We start from the raw sequence: 20657 nt of genomic DNA, 5'->3' as shown, positions 1-20657 counted from the left end.
TACGATCGGGGCATGACCGCTGATCCCGCGCCCGCGCCCCTCGCCCGGCACCTCGCCGGGCGGCTCGACGACGCCGAGGCCCCCGTTCTTGTCCTATCCCACGGGATCACGGACTCGGCCGCCTGCTGGATCGAGGCGGTCGAGCACTGGGCGCCGCGCCACCGGATCGTCGCGCTCGACGCGCGCGGCCACGGGGACTCCCCCCGCTGGGACGACGCCGATCTGAAGAACCAGGAGACTGCCGGGCGTCGCCTGGCCGCCGACCTCACCGACGCCCTGGAGGATCTGCGCTCCCACGGCCTGCGCGCGTCACCCAAGGAGCCCTCGGCCGGCCCCCTGCGCGCGCCGCTGCTGCTCGTGGGGCACTCCATGGGCGGCGTGACCAGCCTCGATGTCGCCTATCACCGCCCGGATCTGGTGGACGGCGTCGTCGCGGAGGACCCCGCCTTCGTCACCCCGGCATGGCGTGCCCTCCTGCGCGCGAACGCCTTCCGGCAGGTGGCCGAGTTGAAAGGCATCGCGAAGGACCCCGAGGCCCGCTTCACCGCGGAGACCACCGAGAACCCCACGTGGTCGCACCGGGAGGTGCGCGCGAGCGTGGAGGCATCCTGCGGCGTCGACCTGCGGTTCATCGGCCTGGGTTGCGTGTCCCCGCCGACGCCGTGGGAGGAGGTGGTCGACGGCCTGACCGTCCCCACGCTCATCATCACCGGCACCGACGGCGTGGTGCTGCGCGGCGACCACTACCTGAGCCTGCTCTCACGCAAGAACCCCCTCATCTCCACCGCGGTGATCGTGGACGCCCCGCACTGCGTGCGCCGCACCTTCCCCGAGCGATTCCACGCGGCGTCCGACCCGTGGATGGAGATGGTCATCGCGCGCGGGCGGCAGGGCGAGCGGGCCGCGTAGGCTCGCGGCATGACGCCCTCTCAGCTCGCACGGCCCCAACAGCCCGCGCCCCCGGACCGCCGGGCGCATTCCGTCGTCCTGACCGCGATGGAGGAGGAGGCGCGCCCCTTCCTCGAACGCCTCCCCGCGCTCGACGGCGCCGCTCCCCTAGCGCTGAACGGTGACGCATGGGCCGTGAGCCTCGCGCTGCCCCCCGTCATCCCGGGAAGCGCCGATGGCCAGGGCCCCGGGGCCCCCCGCGAGCTCATCCTCATCCGCACAGGGATCGGCCTGGTGGCGGCCGCCTCGGCGCTGGCGGCAGCGCTGGCCCAGGTGGCCCCGCGCATGATCATCTCGGCCGGGACGGCCGGCGGCCTGGCCCGCGACGTTGAGGTGGGGGACGTGTGCGCCTCGACGACCCTGGCCTTCACGGACGCCGATGCGACAGCCTTCGGCTACGCCCGCGGCCAGATCCCCGGCCAGCCCCCCGCCTTCGGGTCGGCCACCGGGCTGCGCGAAGCCATCGAGCTCCACGGCCCCGCGGCGCTGGCCGCCGCTACCCCGGCATCGTCGTCGGCGCGCATCCATGCCGGGCAGATGCTCTCCGGCAATTCCTTCGTGACGGCGGCGAACGTGGCGGACACGCGCGAGGCATTCCCGGAGGCGGTGAGCACCGACATGGAGTCCGCGGCGCTGGCGCAGGTGGCGGCCGCCGCGGGCATCCCCTTCGCCTCGGTGCGCGGGATCTCCGACCTGTGCGGGCCCGAGGCGGGCCAGGACTTCCACATCGGCGCCGACGAGGCCGCGGCCCGCAGCGCCGCCGTCGTCATCGCCGCCCTGGCCGCGCTCAGCTGAGGCCGGGGCGGTGGCGCGCCGGCCCAAGGGGCTGCGCGATGGGGCCCACTGGGTGCAGGCTTGGCCCATGAGCACTACTCCCCCCATTGCCCTGGCCATCGCCGGCTCCGAGGCCTCCGGTGGCGCTGGCGCGCAGACCGACATCAAGACCTTCCAGCAGCTCGGCGTCTTCGGCTGCACGGCGCTGACCTGCATCGTGTCCATGGACCCGAAGGCGAACTGGGATCACCGCTTCGTGCCGGTGGACCCGCAGGTGATCGCGGATCAGATCGAGGCCTGCGCCACCGTCCACTCCAGGATCGACGCCGTGAAGGTCGGGATGCTGGGCACGCAGCCTACGATCGACGCCGTCGACGCCGCCCTGGAGCGCTACGGCTTCCCGATCGTGGTGCTCGACCCGGTCCTCATCTGCAAGGGCCAGGAGTTCTCCTCGGCGATGGCCGTGGACAACGCGCTGCGCGAGAAGATCCTGCCGCGCGCCACGATGGTCACCCCGAACCTCTTCGAGTCGGCGACGCTGGCCGGCGTCGAGGAAATCACCTCGGTGGAGGCGCTCAAGGACGCGGCGAAGCGGATCTTCGACCTCGGCGTACCCAACGTGCTGGCGAAAGCGGGCCCGAGCCTGGGCACCGGCACGGCGCTGGACGTCTTCTACGACGGCTCCACCCTGGAGGTCCTGGAGGTCCCGGCAGTGGGCGCGGAGCGGATGCACGGCGCTGGCTGCACCCTGGCCGCCGCGGTGACGGCGGAGCTCGCCAAGGGGGCCACGCCCCTGGAGGCGGCGGTGACGGCGAAGAACGTGGTCTCTGCGTCAGTCAATCCCGGCATGCGCGGGAACATCCCCTTCACCTACGTCTGGCAGGGCAACTACCCTGAGCTCCTCGCCGGGCAGCCTGCCCGGGGTGCCCGATGCCCCGCTCAGGCCAGCACGCCCAGAATTGGCGAGGTTTGAGGATTGCCCGGGCGCTCGGCGCCCACCAGGCCCGGCATCCCGCATCTCACAAGCCCCTGACCTGCGACGATAGATAATCCGACATCGCGTCAGCAAAAGGAATCCTCAAACTTCGCCATTTCCTCTCACCGCCGCCCGCGCCCGGCTGAACGCCTCACCAGCACGACCCCGCTATGACCTCTGCCGTCAGTCACGGCGCTTCCAGCGCTGAACCGCTCGAAGGACACGACGGCCCGACGGCGTCGTCTCAAGGATCGACCTATCGCGATCACAGTGCATCGCCAGCACGTTCTGCACCACCCCGACGTTCACACCGTTACCCAGTTGCTTGTACGTGGCCGCGTCCGACTGCCCTTCGAAGGTGAAATCGTCTGGCAGCCCCTGCATCCGAGCGGCCTCCCTGGGGGTCAACCGCCGACGGCGTGGGCCGATGATGCTCGTCTGCGTGATGGCCACGAGCGCGGGCACGTAGGTGGGGGGCTTAGCACGCAGGCCAGAGGGCCGGAAATGCATGAGACAGTCCCATAACGAGCCGAGGCCCTGAGCCTGCCATTCCAGTTTCCGCCGTGAAGGCGGGAACGAGGCGACCTGATATTCGACGAGCCAAGCCCTGCACCAACCCTGATTGCGGTCGAAGAGCTCGGCGTTCTTACGGAGGAAACTCATCTTCCACGCCGGCGCCCCGTCATAGTCTCCGTCAGCGATGCGCGCCTCCAGCTCTTCGACGGTGCGCCATTCATCAGCCCAAATCGGGAAACCAGGGAGCTTGACGCCGGGGTTGTATTTCCGGAAGCGGCGCACCCAAGCGTCCCAAGCATCCACCCATTCAACCTCGGAAGGGGTCAATTCATATCCCGACGGATCCTCATCGAGGTAGTCCTCGATGCTCCAGTCAGTGTCCTCGCCGTACTGATGGCGCGGTCGGGCGACCGGCGCAGGCGCGCCATCGCCCAGTCCCTCAGGATCATAAGTGGCCGTGATGAAGACTCGTTCGCGCACTTGAGGCCGCCCGCCCCGCTCTCTCCCGATCTGATGCGGCGAGATGATGGCAGGAGCATCGGCCACCCTGTAGCCCTCGTCGCGGAGCGTTCGAACGATGACCTCCCACTCATGCTTGTGCCTCGGGCCGGCGAGATTGCGAACGTTCTCAAGTAGGAGGACAGCAGGATGGCGCTCGCGAACGATCTGAAGAATGTTGAAGTACAGGGTCCCTCGGGTCTCCTCCATTCCGCGCTGCGCGCCCGACTTCGAGAACGGCTGGCAGGGAAATCCCGCCGCCAGCACGTCATGATGAGGGATCCTTGGGCTCACACCAGCCTCGCCGGCATCGACTGTGATGTCACCCAGCGGATTGATGCCCCAGTTCTGCTCATAAATCCGAGAGGCATCCGGATCGATCTCGACCGCGTAGACACACCCGCCCCCCATCTCGGACAGTGCGGCGTGGAAGCCGCCGATGCCGGCGAAAAGGTCAATGAAGGCGAAGGACACGGGTCAAGCTAAGCACATGTTCGGGCGAGAAGCTAGCCCCTCAGCGGCGATTCATCCACGGCACAGCGACGCGCGTCACTCTTCCGCGAGGATTCGCCTTGCCCCTTCCGGCAGCATGAGCCTTTCCGAGGTCGAGGATCAGCATGAGATCCCGCCCGAGGGCGCGCTCTCGCCGAGGCCGTCAGTCGCGCAGGCCGCGGCGCAGGATGAGGACGACGCCGCCCGCACCCAGCGTGATGATCGCGAAGAGCACGAGGGTCGCGTTGGCTCCCGTCATGCCGAGCTTCCCCAGCACCCTCTCCTGCGTGGACCGCGGTGTGCTTACGGGCTCCGCCGGGGCGGCCACGACCTCGGAGGCCGTGCTCGGGGCGCCGATCGGGGCGGTGGCGCCGCTAGATGGAACGGCCACGGGAGCGGCGGTGGCAGTCGCGCGCGCCGAGGCGCTCGCCGCCGCGGTGGGAGCGGCCGCCGCCGTGGCGTCAGGGGCCGCGGTGGCGGCCGCCGTCGGGCTCACCTTGGGCGCGGGCTGGACGGCCTCCGCCGAGGCTCCGCCGCTGGGCGCTCCCGAGCCGTTCGGCGTCGTCGATGGAGAGGAGGCCGAGCCCCCACCGGAGACCTTGAAGCCCGCCTGGACGTCGTCGGGGTAGGCGGCGAAGTTCTGGGTGGCGTAGATGGAACCGTCGGCAGACTCGGCGATGCCGATACCGATAGCCGTGGCGTTGCGATCCACCATGTTCTGGTAGTGACCCGGAGAGTCAACCCACTGCTGGAACAGGGCGTTGCCGAGCTCCACGCCGGACAGGCCCTTGCCGTTCATCGCGATGTTCTCGGCCACCCACGTCCATCCCGAGGGGAAGGCGTTGCGCAGGTTGGGACGGTGGTACAGGTTGCCCTCGGCGGCCATCTGGCCGGACCACTCCTGAGAGACGTTGTCGAGCTCGACGAGCCGGGTCAGTGGCTTGAGACCGGAACTTTGGCGCAACTCATTGACACGGGTGAGGATCTGCTGGGCGGCGGCGCTGTCAGCGGAGGTCGCAGCGGGCAGGAGGACCCCTGCGGCGCCGGGGTTGACCGGCGACGCCGGGGCCTGCGCCGCGACGGCCTGGGGAGTGATCCCCACGAGCGACGCGGTGACTGCGGCGGCGGCGAAGAGGCGGGCGATCTTCACAGGGCTGAAATCTCCATGGGTAGTCAGTTCTGTCGATGACTCACCGGGACGCTAGGGGCTCCGGAGCATCAGGCGCGGATGGGGTCCGCGCCTTCATGATACTCATCTCGTGATCTTCATGTTACCTGACGAGACCGGTAATTTCTTCGGGACGCGCCTTCTCGCGACAGGTTTGGGAGGCGACTCACAGGGCCACGAGTAACTGAACCATCACGATCTTGACCACGATCGCCAGCGCGAAGAGGGTCGCATACCCGGCCTCGATCCGCACGTCCTCGCTGCGGGACAGGGCGTAGGAGAGGATCGCCGGCTGCCCCACCAGGCCCGCCAGTCCACCGGCGGCGCGCGCGGCGGAGATCCCGGCGATTCTCGCCCCCGTGAGAAGCACCACGGCGCTGACGACGACGACGATCGCCGCGAGCCCGCCCACCGCCAGGCCCGTTACGGAGAAGGCGGCGCCCGCGAACCGCGGGCCGGACGCCAGGCCGATCGCGGCCAGGAAGAACAGGAGCCCGAGCTGGCGGATCGTGGCGTTGGCGGCATGGGGCAGCCCCCACAGGAAGGGACCGGTGCGCCCGAGGCGCCCGAGGATCATCCCGGCGACCAGCGGCCCCGCGGCGACCCCCAGCTTCAGGGTGATGCCGCCGGGCAGCGGGACGGCGACGAGGCCGAGCAGCACTCCCAGGGCCATGCCGATGCCGACGCTGAAGGCGTCGATCTGCGAGATCTCGCGCTCGGAGTCGCCGAACCAGTCGGCCGCCTCCTCCAGCCTCTCGCTGGGCACGACGGCGAGGACCCTGTCCCCGAGCTCGAGCACGAGGTCATCGCGGGCGAGCAGGTCGAGGTCCCCGCGCCGCACGCGGGTGATGACGCCCGCGAAGCGCCCGGGCATGTCCACCTCGGCGATCGTCCGCCCCGCCACGCGGGTGGAGGAGACGGTGAGCCGGCGGTGGTCCACGGCCCGGCGGTCCTTGGCCAGGCAGGAGCGCAGTCCCGTGCCCAGCTCGTGCATGGCCTCCTCAACGGCGGCGGGCGCCCCGACGACGACGACCTTGTCCCCCGGCGCCAGCTCCTCGCCGGGGTCGACGACACGCGTGACCCCGTCGCGCTCCAGGTAGGAGATGCGGATGCGGGCGCGGGTGAAGGCCTCCATCCGGTCCAGCCGCACGCGGGTGAGCACGTAGACGCTGGTGGCGACGATGCCATCGGCGCTGGCGGGCCGGGGGTCCTTACGGCCGGGCCAGCGCTGTCCGACGACGATGGCGACGACGATGATCGCCACGGCCACGCCCACGGGGTAGGCGATGGCGTAGCCGATGGAGGGCTCCTGATTCCCGGCGGCCTCGATCGCGGCGTCGAGCACCGGGGAGGTCAGGGCGCCCGCGTAGGCGCCGGCGTCCATCGCGGGCGTCACCCCGGTCAGGCGCGAGAAGCCCGCCCCCACCGCGCCGGCGGCGAGGAGCGCGACGACGCACAGCGCCATGAGGGGCATTTGCCGGCCGAGGTTGCGGAAGAAGGTGTTGCCCGCGCCAAGCCCCACCGTGTAGCAGAACAGCCCGAGCCCGAGGGCCCGCAGCATCCCGAGGTCGGCGCCGAGCCTGGGATCGAGCGCGCCGACAGCGAGGCCCACGAACAGCGCCCCGGCAGCGCCGAAGCGGATCGGCCCGAAGGGGATCTGCCCGACGGCGGTCCCGAGCCCGATGACGAGGAAGACCGTGAGCAGGGGGGTGGCGGCGAGGACGTCGATGACGCCATCAGGGATGAGCCCCGCCGCTACCGGATAGGTCATGTGAATAACTCCAGGCACATCGGACAGGGTAAGCCACTTCGGCCTCAATGCCGACCATCGGCGCCCCACTCCCGCCTCCCTGTTCCCGGTTTCGCCCGGAGGCAAGGCGGCTTGGTGCGCCGCCCGGGCCGGGAGTAGGTTCGCCATGCCTCATACCCGAGGCGGACACGCAGCAGCACCGCAGCGAGGAGCATTCCCATGGCCGATTTCACCGACGACGGCATCGACCGCACCACCACTCTCAAGGTGTCCGGCCTGACGTGCGGGCACTGCGTCTCCCACGTCACCGAGGAGCTCGAGGCGCTCACGGGCGTCAAGGACGTCTCCATCGTCCTCAACAAGGGCGGGCAGTCCGTCGTCACGGTCGTTTCGGACGTCGTTCTCGAGGATGCCGCCCTGGCCGAGGCGATCGACGAGGCCGGTGACTACACGCTGGACGCCGTCGAGCGCGACGTCCGCATCTCTTGAGCACCCGCGAGGTCGATCTCGCTGTCAGCGGCATGACCTGCGCGTCCTGCGTGGCGCGCGTGGAGAAGAAACTGAGCAAGATCGACGGCGTCGAGGCCAGCGTCAACCTGGCCACCGAGTCCGCTCACCTCACCGTTCCCGACTCCGTGACGGATGACGAGCTCATCGCCACCGTCATCAGGGCCGGGTACTCGGCGGCCCTCACCGGCCCCTCCGCGGCCAGGAGCGCGGCCGCCCCGGCGGAGCCGCCGCCCTCCCCCGAGGAGGAATCGGCCCGGCCCACCGGCGGCGCCCCCTCGGCCACGGGGCCAGCGGCCGGGACAAGCGCCCGAGACTCGCTGGGCGCCTCCCACCTCGTGCGCGCCGAGGACCTGCGGCGCCGCCTAATTCTCAGCCTGCTGCTCTCGGTCCCGGTCATGGCGATCTCAATGAGCTCGGCCCTCCAGTTCCCCGGCTGGCAGTGGGCGCTGGCCGCCCTCACACTGCCGGTGGTCACCTGGGGCGCCTGGCCCTTCCACCGCGCGGCCCTGGCGGGGCTGCGCCATGGAGCCTTCACCATGGACACGCTCGTCTCTCTCGGCGTGAGCGCCTCCACCCTGTGGAGCCTGTGGGCCCTCATCTGGGGCGGCGCGGGCGAGATCGGCGTGAAGATGCCCATGGACTTGGCCGGGATCCTCACCGGCGCCCACGCGGGCGGGCACCGCCCGCACATGTACTTCGAGTCAGCCGCCTGGGTGGCCACCTTCCTCCTGGCCGGCCGCTACGCGGAGGCCCGCGCCAAGTACCGCTCCGGGGACGCCCTGCGAGCCCTTCTCGAGCTCGGCGCCAAGGAGGCCGGCCGCGTCCGGCTCACCACCCCCTCCGGTTCCGCCAACGCCATCGACGTGCTCGACGACGATGGCGCCCCCCGCCCCGACGCGATGCGCCACGAAGAGCGGGTCGCCGTCGATGACCTGGCCGCCGGCGACCTCATCGCCGTGCGCCCCGGGGAGAAGATCGCCGTGGACGGCGTCGTCGTCGAGGGCGCCAGCGCCGTGGACGCCTCCCTGCTCACCGGCGAGTCCGTGCCGGTGGAGGTCGGGGTGGGCGACGAGGTGACCGGTGGGACGATCAATACCTCCGGCGCCCTGCTCGTGCGAGCCACGCGCGTGGGCGAGGGCACCACCCTGGCGCGGATCGGCGCGCTGGTGACCGCGGCGCAGGCGGGCAAGGCGCCCGTGCAGCGCCTCGCCGACCGCGTCTCCGGGGTGTTCGTGCCCGTCGTCCTGGGGATCGCCGCCCTGACGCTCGTCGGCTGGCTCGTGGTTGGGGCCTCCGCCCAGGAGGCCCTCACGGCGTCGGTCGCGGTGCTCGTCATCGCCTGCCCCTGCGCCCTGGGCCTGGCCACGCCCACCGCAATCCTCGTGGGCTCGGGCCGGGCCGCCCAGTTCGGCGTCGTCATCCGGGGCCCGGAGGTCCTGGAGCTCACGCGCTCGCTGGACACGATGGTCCTGGACAAGACCGGCACTGTCACGACGGCGCGCATGAGCCTCGACGCCGCCGCCAGCGCCGGGATCGGGAGCGAATCATGGCTGGGCCGATCCGACTCCCCCACGCTCGACCCCCTCATGCTGGCGGGCGCGCTCGAGGCCTTCAGTGAGCACCCGGTGGCGGCCGCTATCACGGCCGCCGCCCGCGAGCGCGCGGAGAGTGAGGGCTCCCGGCTCCCGGGGGCCGAGGGCTTCGTCAACCACGAGGGCCGGGGCGTCACGGGCCGGGTGACCGGCACCGCTTCGGAGCCGGGGAGCGCGCGCGAGGTCGCCGTGGGCCGGGCCTCCTGGATCGCCGAGCGCGGCATCGCCCTGCCCGGCCACCTGTCTGAGGCGCTGGAGGCCGCCGAGTCGACCGGGGCCACCGGGGTGGTCGTCGCCATCGATGGCCAGGCCACCGCCGTGCTGGCGGTGCGCGACACGGTGCGGGCCTCCTCGGCCACCGCGATCGCCGAACTGCGCGCCCTGGGGATCCGCCCGATCCTGCTGACCGGGGACAACGCCCGGGCGGCGGCGCATGTGGCTGGTCAGGTCGGGATCGACCCGGCTGATGTGCGCGCGGAGGTCCTGCCCGCCGAGAAGCGCGACGTCGTCGCCGAGCTCCAGGCCTCGGGCGCCGTCGTCGGCATGGTGGGAGACGGGGTTAACGACGCCGCGGCCCTCGCCCAGGCGGGCACTCGGGGGCTCGGACTGGCCATGGGCTCGGGGACGGATGTGGCCATTGAGGCCGCCGACATCACCCTCGTGCGGGCCGATCTCGACGCGGTGGTCGCCGCCGTGCGGGTGAGCCGGGCGACCCTGCGGATCATCAAGCAGAACCTGTTCTGGGCCTTCGCCTACAACGTGGCGGCGATCCCACTGGCCATGGCGGGGATGCTCAACCCGATGATCGCCGGTGGGGCGATGGCCTGCTCCAGCGTCATCGTCGTGGCCAACTCGCTGCGGCTGCGAAGGGCCGGGTGAGGAGCTCAGACACAGCGGCGCAGCGCGCCGATCCCCGTAGAATCCCGCCATGACCGATGCCGACGCCATGCCCCCGACCTCGGGCAGCGCGCCCGCCCCATCCGCGGCGCCTGTGCCGCCACCGTCCGATGTCCCGCCAGCGCCTCCGACGCCAGCGACCTCCCCAGTCGGCATCCCCCGCATCGGCCTGACACCCGTGGTGGAGGCGGCCCCCGGCCCGGAGCCCGGCCCCCGCTCAGCCACGCTGCTCGTCGATGAGGCCCCCCGCCGCCGCCGCCGCGCCGAGGACCTGCTGAGCCTCGCGCTGGTGAGCGCGGGCATCCTGTCGGTCCTCGTCCTGGCCACCTACGCGCATGAGACGACCACGGGAGTTACGGCGGATGTCCGCGTGGTGCTGTCCTCAGTGCTGCGTCAGGTGCTCATCCTCCCCCTGCAGACCCTGGAGGGACTGGCGACCTTCCTCATCCCGGTCCTCGTCCTCCTCAACCAGCTCCTGCGGGGGCGCTGGCGGGGGGCCGCCGAGAGCGCCGCCGGGGCCGTGACCGGCTGGGCGCTCACCATCATGGCCCTGTGGACGCTGAAGGCCTGGGCACCGCCGACCCTCTCCGCCGGCCTGACCGTCACCGCCTCGGGCTTTCCGCGCCTGGGCGTATCCGTTGTCTTCGCCGCCCTGGTGGGCCTGCTCACGGCTGCGGGCGAGAGGCGCTCGTCGTCCACTGTTCGCTACGGCTGGGTGGCGATCTGGATGATCGTCGGGCTCGCCGTGCTGCGCTCGGCCATCACTCTTCCCGGGGCACTGCTCTCCCTCCTCCTGGGCCGCCTGGCGGGCTTGGCGCTGCGCTGCCTGTTCGGGGTGGAGGACCACTCCGCCCACGGCATCGCCCTCGTGCGGGCGCTGCGCCGGGCGGGGGTCGACGCCGTCCGGGTGGTCCGCGTGGACAGCGCGCCCGGGGCGACGGCCTGGTGGGTGACCACGGACGCCCCACTGGGCTACACCGAGGAGGTGCGGGAGAACCCGCTGGCGCCCGAGAGCGCCTCGCCCGCGCCGACCACCAGTGGCGACGCCGCCGGGGGGCCGGGCATGGAGCCGGACACGGCCGCCCTGCCCCCCGCGCGTGAGGGCCGCGCCGCCGCGCCGTCGTCGACAATCGCGCCGGCACCGGCGATCGACTCCCAGGCGCTCATCGCCGAGGCCCGGTCGTTGTCCCCGGGCAGGCCCAGCACCCACCGCGTGTACGCGGTCTGGGACCGCACGGGCGCGCGCCACGATCTGACGATCATCGACACCGACCGGCAGGTCGCCGGCTACCTGGCCACGCTGTGGGACCGGATCCGGGTCCGGGGGCTGTCCCCCCAGCGGGGCATGTCGATCCGCGCCGAGGCTGAGCACGCCGCCCTCATGACGCTGGAGGCGCGCCGCGCCGGGGTGCGCACGCCCACCCTGCGCGGGATGGCGGACGCCCCCGAGTCCGTGCTCCTCGTGACCGACCACATCGCGGGCTCCCGCGCCCTGTCCGAGTTCGGCCCCGATATTCCCGACGCGGTCCTGACCGGCCTGTGGGACCAACTCCGCCGCGCTCACGCGGCTGGCTTGGCTCACCGCAGCCTCAGTGGGGACAGCGTCGTCGTGGATGAGGCGCGCCGCGTGTGGCTGCTCGGCTGGGACTCCGGGGAGACGATCTCCTCGGAGCTGTCCCGGCGCGTCGACCTTGCCCAGGCCCTCGCCCTCCTGGCGGGCTCGGTGGGAGTCGAGCGCGCCATCGCGTCGGCCTCGCGGGTCCTGACCACCCCCCAGTTGGCCTCGATCGCTCCCATGCTCCAGCGCGTGGTCCTGCCCGCCGACACCCGCCGAGCCATGGGCCGGCGCGGACAGGTCCTCCAGGAGCTGAGGGACGCCCTCGTGGCGCTCACGCCCACCGCCCACGCCGAACCGGCCCGCATCAACCGATTCCAGGCGCGCACCGTGGTCATGGCCGTCATCTTCCTCGTGGCGGTGTGGACGCTCCTGGCCCGAATGAACTTCGAAGAGGTCTCCGACGCCGTGGCCCAGGCCAACGCCTGGTGGATCCTGGGGGCGCTCGTCTTCTCACTGGCCACCTACCTGGGGGCGGGCATCATCCTGGTGGCCTTCACCCCGGAGCGCCTGAGCCTGTGGCGCTCCACCGAGGTCCACCTGGCCTCCTCCGTCGTCGCGCTAGTGGCACCCGCCGGCGTGGGAGGGGCGGCAATCAACCTGCGCTTCCTGACCCGCAAGGGCGTGCCGACGGCGGTCGGCGTGGCCACGGTGGCGCTCGTCCAGGTCGTGCAGTTCCTCGTCACCCTGGTGCTGCTCGTCATCCTGGCCGCCGCGACTGGGCAGTCGACGGGGCTGACTCTGCCCTCGGGCTGGGTGCTGCTGGGAGCGGTGCTACTGGCCGCGCTCGTCGCCATGGTCCTGGCCGTGCCGCGGGCGCGCATCTGGATCTGGGAGAAGATCGAGCCCACGTACCGGCAGGTCCGCCCCCGGCTCGTGTGGATCCTGTCCAATCCCGCGCGGCTGCTCGCCGGCGTGGGAGGGGCGGTGCTCCTGAGCCTGTCCTACATCCTGGCCTTCGGGGCGAGCCTGTGGGCATTCGGCTTCACCCTGCCCTTCTCCGTGCTGGCGATCGCCTATTTCGCCTCCAACACGGTGGGGTCCGTGGTGCCCTCCCCCGGCGGGATCGGACCGGTGGAGTTCGCCCTGACGGCGGGGCTCATCACCGCGGGGATCCCCAGCGGCACCGCACTGTCGGCCGCCATCGTCTACCGCCTGGTCACCTTCTGGATCCCGATCCCCATCGGCTGGCTCAGCCTCCAGCGCCTCCAGAAGCTCGGGGAGTTGTGAGCCATAGAGGCGATGCCAGCGGCGCGATATGCCCCCCTGAATGGCGAGGTTTGAGGATTCCTTTTTCTGACCCATTGTCACGATTTGCGTTTCCCCAGATCAGGGGCCGTATTACGATGACTAGCGTCACACTCAGCCCCTTCCAAGGCCCGAGCAATCCTCAAACCGCGCCACTTCACACTCACCACATGAGTCTCGGAGCCCCGATAGAAGGATCAGGATCGACCCGCAGGGGTGCCGGCGCCCTGTCCAACCCTCTCAGCGCGGCCTCGACGATGGTGACGCCACGCCCTTGCATGACATCCTCATAGGTCAACCGGACAACCGGCAGCCCCATCGAGATCATCCGCTGATCGCGCTCCCGGTCCCTGGAGAGCGCCTCCCTGGAGGAGTGGTAGGCGAAGCCATCCGTCTCAACGAACAGGCGCCGATCCACGAGTTGATCGACCTCACCAACGCCATGCACGATCACCCCGACATCCACCCGATGGCCCGCGTCCTCGAGCTCGATGCGGAGCCGGCTCTCGATCAGGGACCGAGCACGAGGGTTGGCCCGACCCGCCCTCCGACGCGCGACAGCCGCCTGGTGCCCATCGCCCCCGAGGAGCTCATGAACGTCCCCCAGCAGGACAAGTCCTTCGCGGAGCGCGGCGTCCAGTGCCGCGACGGCATCGACCTCCGGGGAGCACCGGAGCATCCGCGCCAAGACGAGTTCCGGCGGGGCGACGGGCATCTCGAACGGATCGACCCGGTCGAGATGGGCCTCCCGGTGGACGATCACACCACCGGGCGCCCGGATCACACCGGTACGCGCCGGCACCGCGACATGCAGCGAGCGCGGGCGGCGCGCCAGAGGGAGCCTGTAGTGCTCGAGAGCGGATTCGGCCGTCAGCACGCCGCCGAGCGACCGGCTGACGACAATCGACTGGGGCGCATCCGGCAAGTGGATGGCACCGCCCGTCCTCAGGGCATCGCCCGTGGTCAGCAGGTCGGCCAGTGCTCGCTGGCCGGTGCGGCCCAGGTGCAGGTCCCGACGGCGCAGGGCCCCATGGCCCGCTCGAAGCTCGCGGAGGATCCTGCTCGCCTCCGCCTCGCGTTGTCCCATGCGCTGGATTGTGGGAGATCTCCAGGCCCGTCGAGGAGATGCCTCCACAGCGCGGGGGAGCCGGTGGGGATGGCGTCACCTGTGGTTCATGGTACTCGGGCAGCCTGCTGAGGCTCGCGCACCCGCGGATTTGGCGAGGTTTGAGGATTCCTTTTTCTGACCAGTTGTCACGATTTGCGCTTCCCCAGGTCAGGGGCCGTCTCATGATGACCAGTGCCGCACTCATCCCCTCCCGGGGCCCGAGCAATCCTCAAACCGCGCCACAGCGGGCCGCAGCGGGGCGATGCCGGAGGAGGGACCGTGTCAGCCCCACTCGTTCAGGCGCTTGGCACGGCTGGAATGGACCCACCAGGCGACCGCCATCGCGATCAGCCACAGCGGTGAGGCGAGCACCGCCAGCCTGGTGTCATGGGCCTGCGTCAGGGTCCACACCACGAAGATGAAGAACACGATGCTCGCCCACGCCGCCACCCGGTCGCCCGGCATCTTGAAGGCGCTGGCCTCGTGGAGCTCGGGATGCACGGAGCGGAAGCGCAGGTAGGAGACGATGATGATGATCCACACGAGGATGAACAGCACGCTCGCCACCGTCGTGACCACTGTGAACGCCTCGATGATCGACGCGGTCGTGTACAGCAGCGGGATCGCCAGGAGCAGCGCCGCGCATGTGATCACGAGCGCCGGCCCCGGAACCGAGCGGGCGGTCAGGCGCTTGAAGATGGCCGGGCCATGACCGGACCAGGACAGGCCGTAGAGCATCCGGGAGGTGGAGTACATGCCGGAGTTCGCGCTCGATGCCGCGGCGGTGAGGACGACGAAATTCACCAGCGACGCCGCGAGGCCGAATCCGGCCAAGGAGAACATGGCCACGAAGGGGCTGGACTCAGTGACCTCCCGCCAGGGGGTGACCATCATGATCGCGGTGAGCGCGCCCAGGTAGAACAGGAGGATGCGCACCGGGATGGCGTTGATCGCCTTGGGGAGGGTGACCTCCGGGTCCTTGGCCTCCGCGGCGGCGGTCCCGATGAGCTCGGTGCCCACGAAGGCGAAGACGGCGATCTGGAAGGCGCCGGTGAAGCCGGAGAAGCCATGGGGGAAGAGGCTGCCAATGGGGTCGGAGGGATCACCCAGGTTCCCCAGGGAGGCGACGGCGCCATTGGGCGCCGTGAAGCCGATGGCGACCAGGACGATGCCCACGATGACGAGCGCGATGATCGCCACGATCTTGATGATGGAGAACCAGAACTCGATCTCGCCGAAGGCCCTGACCGTGGTCAGGTTGAGTGCCAGCAGCAGGACGACGGTGAGCGCGGCGGGCAGCCACAGGGGCACGGTGGGCCACCAGTACTGGGCGTACTGGGTGATGGCGATGACCTCCGCGATCGCCGTCACGAGCCAGCAGAAGTAGTAGGTCCACCCGGTGAAGAAGCCCGCCCAGGGGCCGATGAGGTGATGGGCGACGTCGGCGAAGGACTTGTACTCCAGGTTGGACAGCAGGACCTCGCCGAGGGCCCGCATGACCAGGAAGAGGAAACCACCGATGATCGCGTACACGAGCAGCACGCCGGGGCCGGCCAGGGAGATCGTCTTGCCCGAGCCCATGAAGAGGCCGGTTCCGATCGCCCCGCCGATGGCGATGAGCTGGATGTGTCGATTGGTGAGGCGGCGCTGGAGGTGCTCGCCGCGCTCAACGATCTCGTCGAGATCGTGCTCGCCTGTGGTGGCAGTCATCTGTCGTCTCCTCAGGGGTGGGTGTGACTGGGGCAGCCTACGCCGAGGGGTGTTTCGAGCATTAGGCTCGTCCGCGATGAGTCCAGTGCCCAGCCCCGACGACGCCGTTCCTCCCCGGGATGGAGACGCGCTTCCGATCCCGCCTCTGCCGGCCGCCCCGCCCATGCCCCCGGGACAGTGCTTACCGCCCGATGCGGGAGCGCCGGGGGAGGGTGCCGGGACCACCCGAGCGATCGCCCCGGAAGCGGAGGAGGCGCCGCCCTTCCGCCTGACCCCGCCGCGATCCTTCGAAGATCTGCGCGATCTCCTGCCCGCCGCGCTCACCGTCCTCATCGGCGCCTGGGTGCTCATCTCGTACTCCGTGGGCCAGTGGAGGGCGATGACAGTCCCGAGCTGGGACCTGGGCATCTTCTCCGAGGCGGCCAAGGCCTACTCGCAGTTGAACGCGCCGATCGTCCCGATCAAGGGGCCGGGCTACAACCTCCTCGGCGACCACTTCCACCCCATCCTCGTGCTGCTGGGCCCCCTGTGGGCCCTGTTCCCCTCGGGCCTGACCCTCCTCATCGTCCAGGACCTCCTCCTGGCGGTCTCCGCGTGGCCCATCGTGCGCCTGGCCCAGCGCCTGACCCAGCCGGTCGTCGCGCTCGCACTGGGCCTGACCTACGTGCTGAGCTGGGGCTTCCAGGGCGCCGTGGCCGCGCAGTTCCATGAGATCGCCTTCGCGGTTCCCATGCTGGCCTTCGCCTCGGCGGCCTTCGTCGAGCGCAGGTGGCTGGCCGTGGCCTGCTGGTCCGCACCGCTGGTCCTGGTCAAGGAGGACCTCGGCCTGACGGTCCTCATGATCGGCCTGGCCGTGACCGCGCGAGGGCTGGGCGAGCTGAGGCGGGGCCGCCTGGTCCGCCCGCTCGGCCGCCTCGCCACCTGGCAGCTCGGGCTCGCGCTCGCGACCTTCGGCGTCATCATGTTCTTCCTGACCACCATGGTGCTCCTGCCGATGCTCAACCCGGACGGCTCGTGGGCCTACTCCATCGGATCGGGCTCCGACTCCGGAGCCCACCAGGACCTGCTCACCCGCCTGTTCTCCCCGGAGGTCAAGATCCAGACCCTGGTCGTGCTGGCGCTCACCGCCGGGCTCATCGGCTTGGGATCGCCCTGGATCGCCGTGGTGGCCCCGACCCTGGCCTGGCGGTTCCTGGGCTCGGTAGCCTTCTACTGGGAGTGGAAGAACTGGCATTACAACGCCGTGCTCATCCCGGTGGCCATCGGGGCGCTCCTCGACGTCGTCGCTGCTCTCAAGCGGCGGCGCTCGCGCAGGCCGGAGGGACCGGGCTGGCTGGCGGCGCCACTGTGGGCCCGCTGGCTGGCGCTGCTCGGACTGGCCACTCCCATGCTCCTGGGCGCGGTCACCGCTTCCGATCTGCCTCTGTGGCAGATGAACAACCGGGACTTCGGCAAGGCACCCGAGCGCCTGGCCTCCGTGAAGGCGGTCTACGACCTCATCCCCGAGGGCTCGACCGTGGAGACGGACCTGTCCCTCATGGCCTACCTGGTCCCACGGGCGGATGTCGCCTGGGTGGGCACGGGCAAGGAGGCGCCGCAGTACGTGGTCATCGACGCCCGCTCATCAGCTTGGGGCGGCAACGCCCCTCGCGACGCCGCCGCCTGGATCGAAGGCCGCACAGGCCGCACCTACGCCCTCATCTTCAACAAGGACGATCTCCAGGTCGCCCGACTCGTCGACACCCGCTGACATGGGCCCCTCTCCCGCCCCCGACTGGCCCGCCTTGGCTGTGGTGGGCCTTGGCGGAGCCGTCGGCACCTCGCTGCGGGCAGGTCTCGCCGAACTCATCGGCCCCTCGCCGTCGGGCCTGCCCTGGGCGACGGCGACGGCGAACCTCGTCGGCGCGCTCCTGCTGGGCCTCATCCTGGGCCAGTTCGCGGCGCCCGGGCGCCAGACGGCCAGGCACCGGCTCATCCGACTGGGGTTGGGCACGGGGCTCATGGGGGCGCTGACCACCTACTCGACGCTGATCAGCGAGACGCTTCACCTCATCGACCAGGGACGCGCGGCCCTGGGGGCGGCGTACCTCCTGGGATCCCTTGTGGCGGGCCTAGCGCTCGCGGACCTGGGGCTGCGGCTGTCGGGGCTCCTCGATCGGTCGCGTCACGCCGGTCCCACCGACAGCGTGGGGGGCGGTTCCGCGCGCCCGGAGCCGACGTGAGCGCGGCATGGGCATGGCCCCTGATGGCCCTGGCCGGAGGCGCGGGGGCCATCGCCCGCTACGTCGTCGACGGCCGCGTTACCGCCGCGGCGGCCGGGAAGGCGGCCACCCCGTCCCGTCGCGGGCGGGGCGCTCCCACCGGCGAGGCCCGCGGGGCCGTCGGCGAGCCGCCGGTGGGGACGATCGTCGTCAACATCTCGGCCTGCCTGATCCTGGGCGTTCTCACTGGTTGGGCGCGAGCGGAGGCCACTGCGGGCGCCGCGAGCCTGACCTTCATCCTCGGCACAGGCCTCATGGGCGGCTACTCGACCTTCTCCACCGCCAGCCTGGAGGGCGCGCGGCTGGCCGCGCTCGGGCGCTGGAGGGCCGCCGCGGCCCACGGCCTGGGCATGATGGCCGCCTGCCTGGCCTCGGGGGCGGCGGGCATGGCGCTGGGCGCCTGGCTGCCCGGCTGAGGAGCGTCGCGGATCCGTCGCGATGAGGCTGATTACAGCCTTGCGCCCGTGTTATCTGCCAGACTGCGGGCATGACCCATTCGCCGGACCCCACTGCCGCGCACACAGGGCCGAACGCGCCCATCAGCCCCGCCCCGGGCGGGGCGCCTCCGGCCCGGCGGAACAATCAGGCCGTGGTCATCCTGCTCATCATCATCGCCCTCCTCCTGTCCACGATCGCCGGGATCCTCCTGCTGAGGAGCGAGGGCGGATCATCCTCAGCCTCATCCGCCACGGCGGAGGCAACACCCTCCGGCAGCGCACCCAATCCCACTCGGGCGGCCGCCGCCCCCTCCCTCAGCCCCGAGGAGCTGAAGATCCTGCGCGACGAGCCCAAGCGCGACCCGAACGACGCCCGCGCGAAGGGAAACGCGAACGCCCCGGTCGTGCTGACGGTCTTCTCCGACTTCGCCTGCCCGTACTGCACGAAGTTCGCCCAGGAGACCGGGCCCAAGCTGCAGGACCTCATCGACAACGGCACCCTGCGGATCGAGTGGCGCGATCTCGCTCAGATCACCCCCTCCTCACCGCTGGCCGCGCAGGCCGGGATCGCCGCCGCGAACCAGGGCCGCTTCTGGGAGTTCCACGACGCCGTCTACGCGGCCGCCGATCCCACCGACCACCCCAAGTACACCCAGGACAGCCTCACGGCCTTCGCGCGGAGCGCCGGAGTGCCAGACATCGAGAAGTTCAAGGCGGACATGACCGCTGACGCCACCGTTCAGTCGGTGTCCCAGGCCAAGGCGCACGCCTACCAGATCGGGGTGAAGGGAACCCCCTTCCTCATGATCAACGACACCTACATCAGCGGCTTCGCCCCCGCGGACACGGTGCGCGCCGCCATCACCGAGCAGGCGGCGAAGTAGCCGGAGATGGTCAGCGGCCCCGCCAAGGCCCGGCGACGGCGAGGACCGCCTATGGCGCCTATGGCGCCCATGGGACCGTCGTCATTCGGTCGCGGGAGACCTGCGACCCCTGCCACAATAGGCGCGCCTCGGTATCGCGCCTATCGATGGGCGCGCTCCCACCCAGCACCGCATCACCCGAGGCATGGCAAAGGAGCACGACACATGGCGGATCTAACCGGGGCGACCACTGAGACGGCGCAGAGCCCACGGGGCGCGCTGAGCATCGGCGTGGACGTGGGCGGCACGAAGATCGCGGGCGGCGTCGTCGGCGTGGACGGCGAGGTCCTGGCCACGATCCGGCGCGACTCCCCCGCCAAGGAGCGCCAGGCCATCGTCGACACGATCGTCGAGGTCGTGCGCGAGCTCAAGAACGACTTCCCCACCTGCGCGACGGTTGGCATCGGCGCGGCCGGCTTCATCGCCGAGGACCGCAACACGATCGCCCACGGCACGAACCTGGACTGGACCGGCCTGCGCCTGGCGGACGCCATCTCCGAGCGCGTGGGAATGCCCGTCGTGGTGGAGAACGACGCCAACGCCTTCGGCTGGGCGGAGGTGCGCTTCGGCGCCGCCCAGGGCAAGCGCAACGCCCTGGTCGTGGCGATCGGCACCGGCGTGGGAGGGGCGATCGTCGTGGACGGCAGGCTCCTGCGCGGCGCGCGGGGCTTCGCCGCCGAGATCGGGCACATCAACGTGGTGCCGGATGGGCGCCCCTGCGGCTGCGGCCTCAACGGCTGCCTCGAGCGCTACGCCGCGGGCACGGCCCTGGGCGTCAACGGCTGGGAGCAGGCCCGCTTCCGCCCCGCTTACGCCGCGCGCATCATCGAGCTCTCGGGTGGGGACGCCAACAACATCTCCGGCAAGGCGGTCACCGCGGCGGCCCGCGAGGGCGACCCCTGCGCCCTGGAGTGCTACGCCCAGCTCACCCACTGGCTGGGCCGGGGCCTCGCGGACCTGTGCGCCGTGCTCGATCCTGAGATCATCGTCATCGCCGGGGGCCTGGCCGAGGCGGGCGACATCCTCCTGGAGCCCACGCGGAAGGCCTTCGAGGCCACCCTCACCGCGGGCGCCCATCGACCGCCGATCCCGCTCGTCCTGGCCGCCGGCGGCCAGGAGGCCGGCCTGGTGGGGGCGGCGGACCTCGCCCGCCAGGGCTGAGCCTGGGGCCCCGCCGGCCCGGGGCCCCAGATCCCGCCGGCCCCGGGCCGGCGGGGCCGTCCGAGGCGGCGGA

Annotated in this window: 16 protein-coding genes; 11 read left to right on the top strand and 5 right to left on the bottom strand. The window is 71.1% G+C overall.

Annotated features, from left to right (window positions below; genetic code table 11):
* Positions 1 to 12: 12 nt before the first annotated feature.
* The 3 genes from GVV75_RS05925 (at position 13) to GVV75_RS05915 (ending at position 2695) form a co-directional block, all read left to right on the top strand.
* The gene (locus GVV75_RS05925) at positions 13 to 909 is read left to right on the top strand and encodes an alpha/beta fold hydrolase (protein WP_159813897.1); all 897 of its coding nucleotides are present in this window, start codon (positions 13 to 15) and stop codon (positions 907 to 909) included.
* A 9-nt stretch (positions 910 to 918) separates the two neighbouring features.
* Entirely contained in the window at positions 919 to 1743 is an 825-nt protein-coding gene (mtnN, locus tag GVV75_RS05920; RefSeq protein WP_159813895.1) for a 5'-methylthioadenosine/S-adenosylhomocysteine nucleosidase, read from the top strand.
* Positions 1744 to 1810: 67 nt separating this feature from the next.
* On the top strand, positions 1811 to 2695 hold the full coding sequence (locus GVV75_RS05915; protein WP_235904958.1) for a hydroxymethylpyrimidine/phosphomethylpyrimidine kinase: 885 nt from the start codon (positions 1811 to 1813) through the stop codon (positions 2693 to 2695).
* 186 nt (positions 2696 to 2881) lie between these two features.
* On the opposite strand, the gene dcm is transcribed toward GVV75_RS05915, so the two are convergent.
* The 3 genes from dcm to GVV75_RS05900 form a co-directional block, all read right to left on the bottom strand.
* A complete protein-coding gene (dcm, locus tag GVV75_RS05910) occupies positions 2882 to 4186 on the bottom strand; it encodes a DNA (cytosine-5-)-methyltransferase (RefSeq protein WP_159813893.1) in 1305 nt (434 codons plus the stop codon).
* Between the two features lie 181 nt (positions 4187 to 4367).
* Positions 4368 to 5354: a CAP domain-containing protein gene (locus GVV75_RS05905; protein WP_159813891.1), complete on the bottom strand. Its 987-nt coding sequence runs from the start codon at positions 5352 to 5354 to the stop codon at positions 4368 to 4370.
* A gap of 184 nt (positions 5355 to 5538) precedes the next feature.
* Positions 5539 to 7143 (bottom strand): TrkA C-terminal domain-containing protein, encoded by a 1605-nt coding sequence (locus GVV75_RS05900; RefSeq protein ID WP_159813889.1) that lies wholly within the window; start codon positions 7141 to 7143, stop codon positions 5539 to 5541.
* A gap of 198 nt (positions 7144 to 7341) precedes the next feature.
* Here GVV75_RS05900 and GVV75_RS05895 point away from each other — a divergent pair, with 198 nt between their 5' ends.
* From GVV75_RS05895 to GVV75_RS05885, 3 genes are read left to right on the top strand one after another with little or no spacing between them, the layout of a single operon-like run.
* Positions 7342 to 7611, top strand: coding sequence for a heavy-metal-associated domain-containing protein (locus tag GVV75_RS05895; RefSeq protein ID WP_159813886.1), 270 nt, complete (start codon positions 7342 to 7344; stop codon positions 7609 to 7611).
* Positions 7608 to 10103: a heavy metal translocating P-type ATPase gene (locus GVV75_RS05890; protein WP_268891842.1), complete on the top strand. Its 2496-nt coding sequence runs from the start codon at positions 7608 to 7610 to the stop codon at positions 10101 to 10103. Before GVV75_RS05895 ends, GVV75_RS05890 begins: the two co-directional genes overlap by 4 nt.
* A gap of 49 nt (positions 10104 to 10152) precedes the next feature.
* Positions 10153 to 12966, top strand: a complete 2814-nt coding sequence (locus tag GVV75_RS05885) for a lysylphosphatidylglycerol synthase transmembrane domain-containing protein (RefSeq protein WP_201288719.1) — start codon at positions 10153 to 10155, stop codon at positions 12964 to 12966.
* A 181-nt stretch (positions 12967 to 13147) separates the two neighbouring features.
* On the opposite strand, the gene GVV75_RS05880 is transcribed toward GVV75_RS05885, so the two are convergent.
* Positions 13148 to 14071: a hypothetical protein gene (locus GVV75_RS05880; RefSeq protein ID WP_159813884.1), complete on the bottom strand. Its 924-nt coding sequence runs from the start codon at positions 14069 to 14071 to the stop codon at positions 13148 to 13150.
* 303 nt (positions 14072 to 14374) lie between these two features.
* Positions 14375 to 15802: an amino acid permease gene (locus GVV75_RS05875; RefSeq protein ID WP_159813882.1), complete on the bottom strand. Its 1428-nt coding sequence runs from the start codon at positions 15800 to 15802 to the stop codon at positions 14375 to 14377.
* A gap of 76 nt (positions 15803 to 15878) precedes the next feature.
* Between GVV75_RS05875 and GVV75_RS05870 the strand changes: the two genes are divergently transcribed.
* The 5 genes from GVV75_RS05870 to GVV75_RS05850 all read left to right on the top strand — a co-directional run bounded on the left by GVV75_RS05870 (position 15879) and on the right by GVV75_RS05850 (position 20584).
* On the top strand, positions 15879 to 17552 hold the full coding sequence (locus GVV75_RS05870) for a DUF2079 domain-containing protein (RefSeq protein WP_236266074.1): 1674 nt from the start codon (positions 15879 to 15881) through the stop codon (positions 17550 to 17552).
* Between the two features lies 1 nt (position 17553).
* Positions 17554 to 18024 carry a fluoride efflux transporter FluC gene (locus tag GVV75_RS05865; protein ID WP_159813880.1) on the top strand — a complete coding sequence of 157 codons (471 nt, stop codon included), beginning with the start codon at positions 17554 to 17556 and terminating at the stop codon, positions 18022 to 18024.
* Complete coding sequence (locus tag GVV75_RS05860) at positions 18021 to 18479, top strand: fluoride efflux transporter FluC (protein WP_236266073.1); 459 nt, start codon at positions 18021 to 18023, stop codon at positions 18477 to 18479. Before GVV75_RS05865 ends, GVV75_RS05860 begins: the two co-directional genes overlap by 4 nt.
* A 173-nt stretch (positions 18480 to 18652) precedes the next feature.
* Positions 18653 to 19384 carry a DsbA family protein gene (locus tag GVV75_RS05855; protein WP_328703536.1) on the top strand — a complete coding sequence of 244 codons (732 nt, stop codon included), beginning with the start codon at positions 18653 to 18655 and terminating at the stop codon, positions 19382 to 19384.
* Between the two features lie 204 nt (positions 19385 to 19588).
* On the top strand, positions 19589 to 20584 hold the full coding sequence (locus GVV75_RS05850) for an ROK family glucokinase (RefSeq protein ID WP_159624196.1): 996 nt from the start codon (positions 19589 to 19591) through the stop codon (positions 20582 to 20584).
* Positions 20585 to 20657: the final 73 nt, after the last annotated feature.

This window comes from Actinomyces sp. zg328 (genome assembly GCF_009829635.1).
Lineage (GTDB): Bacteria > Actinomycetota > Actinomycetes > Actinomycetales > Actinomycetaceae > Actinomyces > Actinomyces marmotae.
The sequence above is the reverse complement of the archived record's forward strand: the minus strand, read 5'-3'. Positions and strand labels throughout refer to the sequence as shown.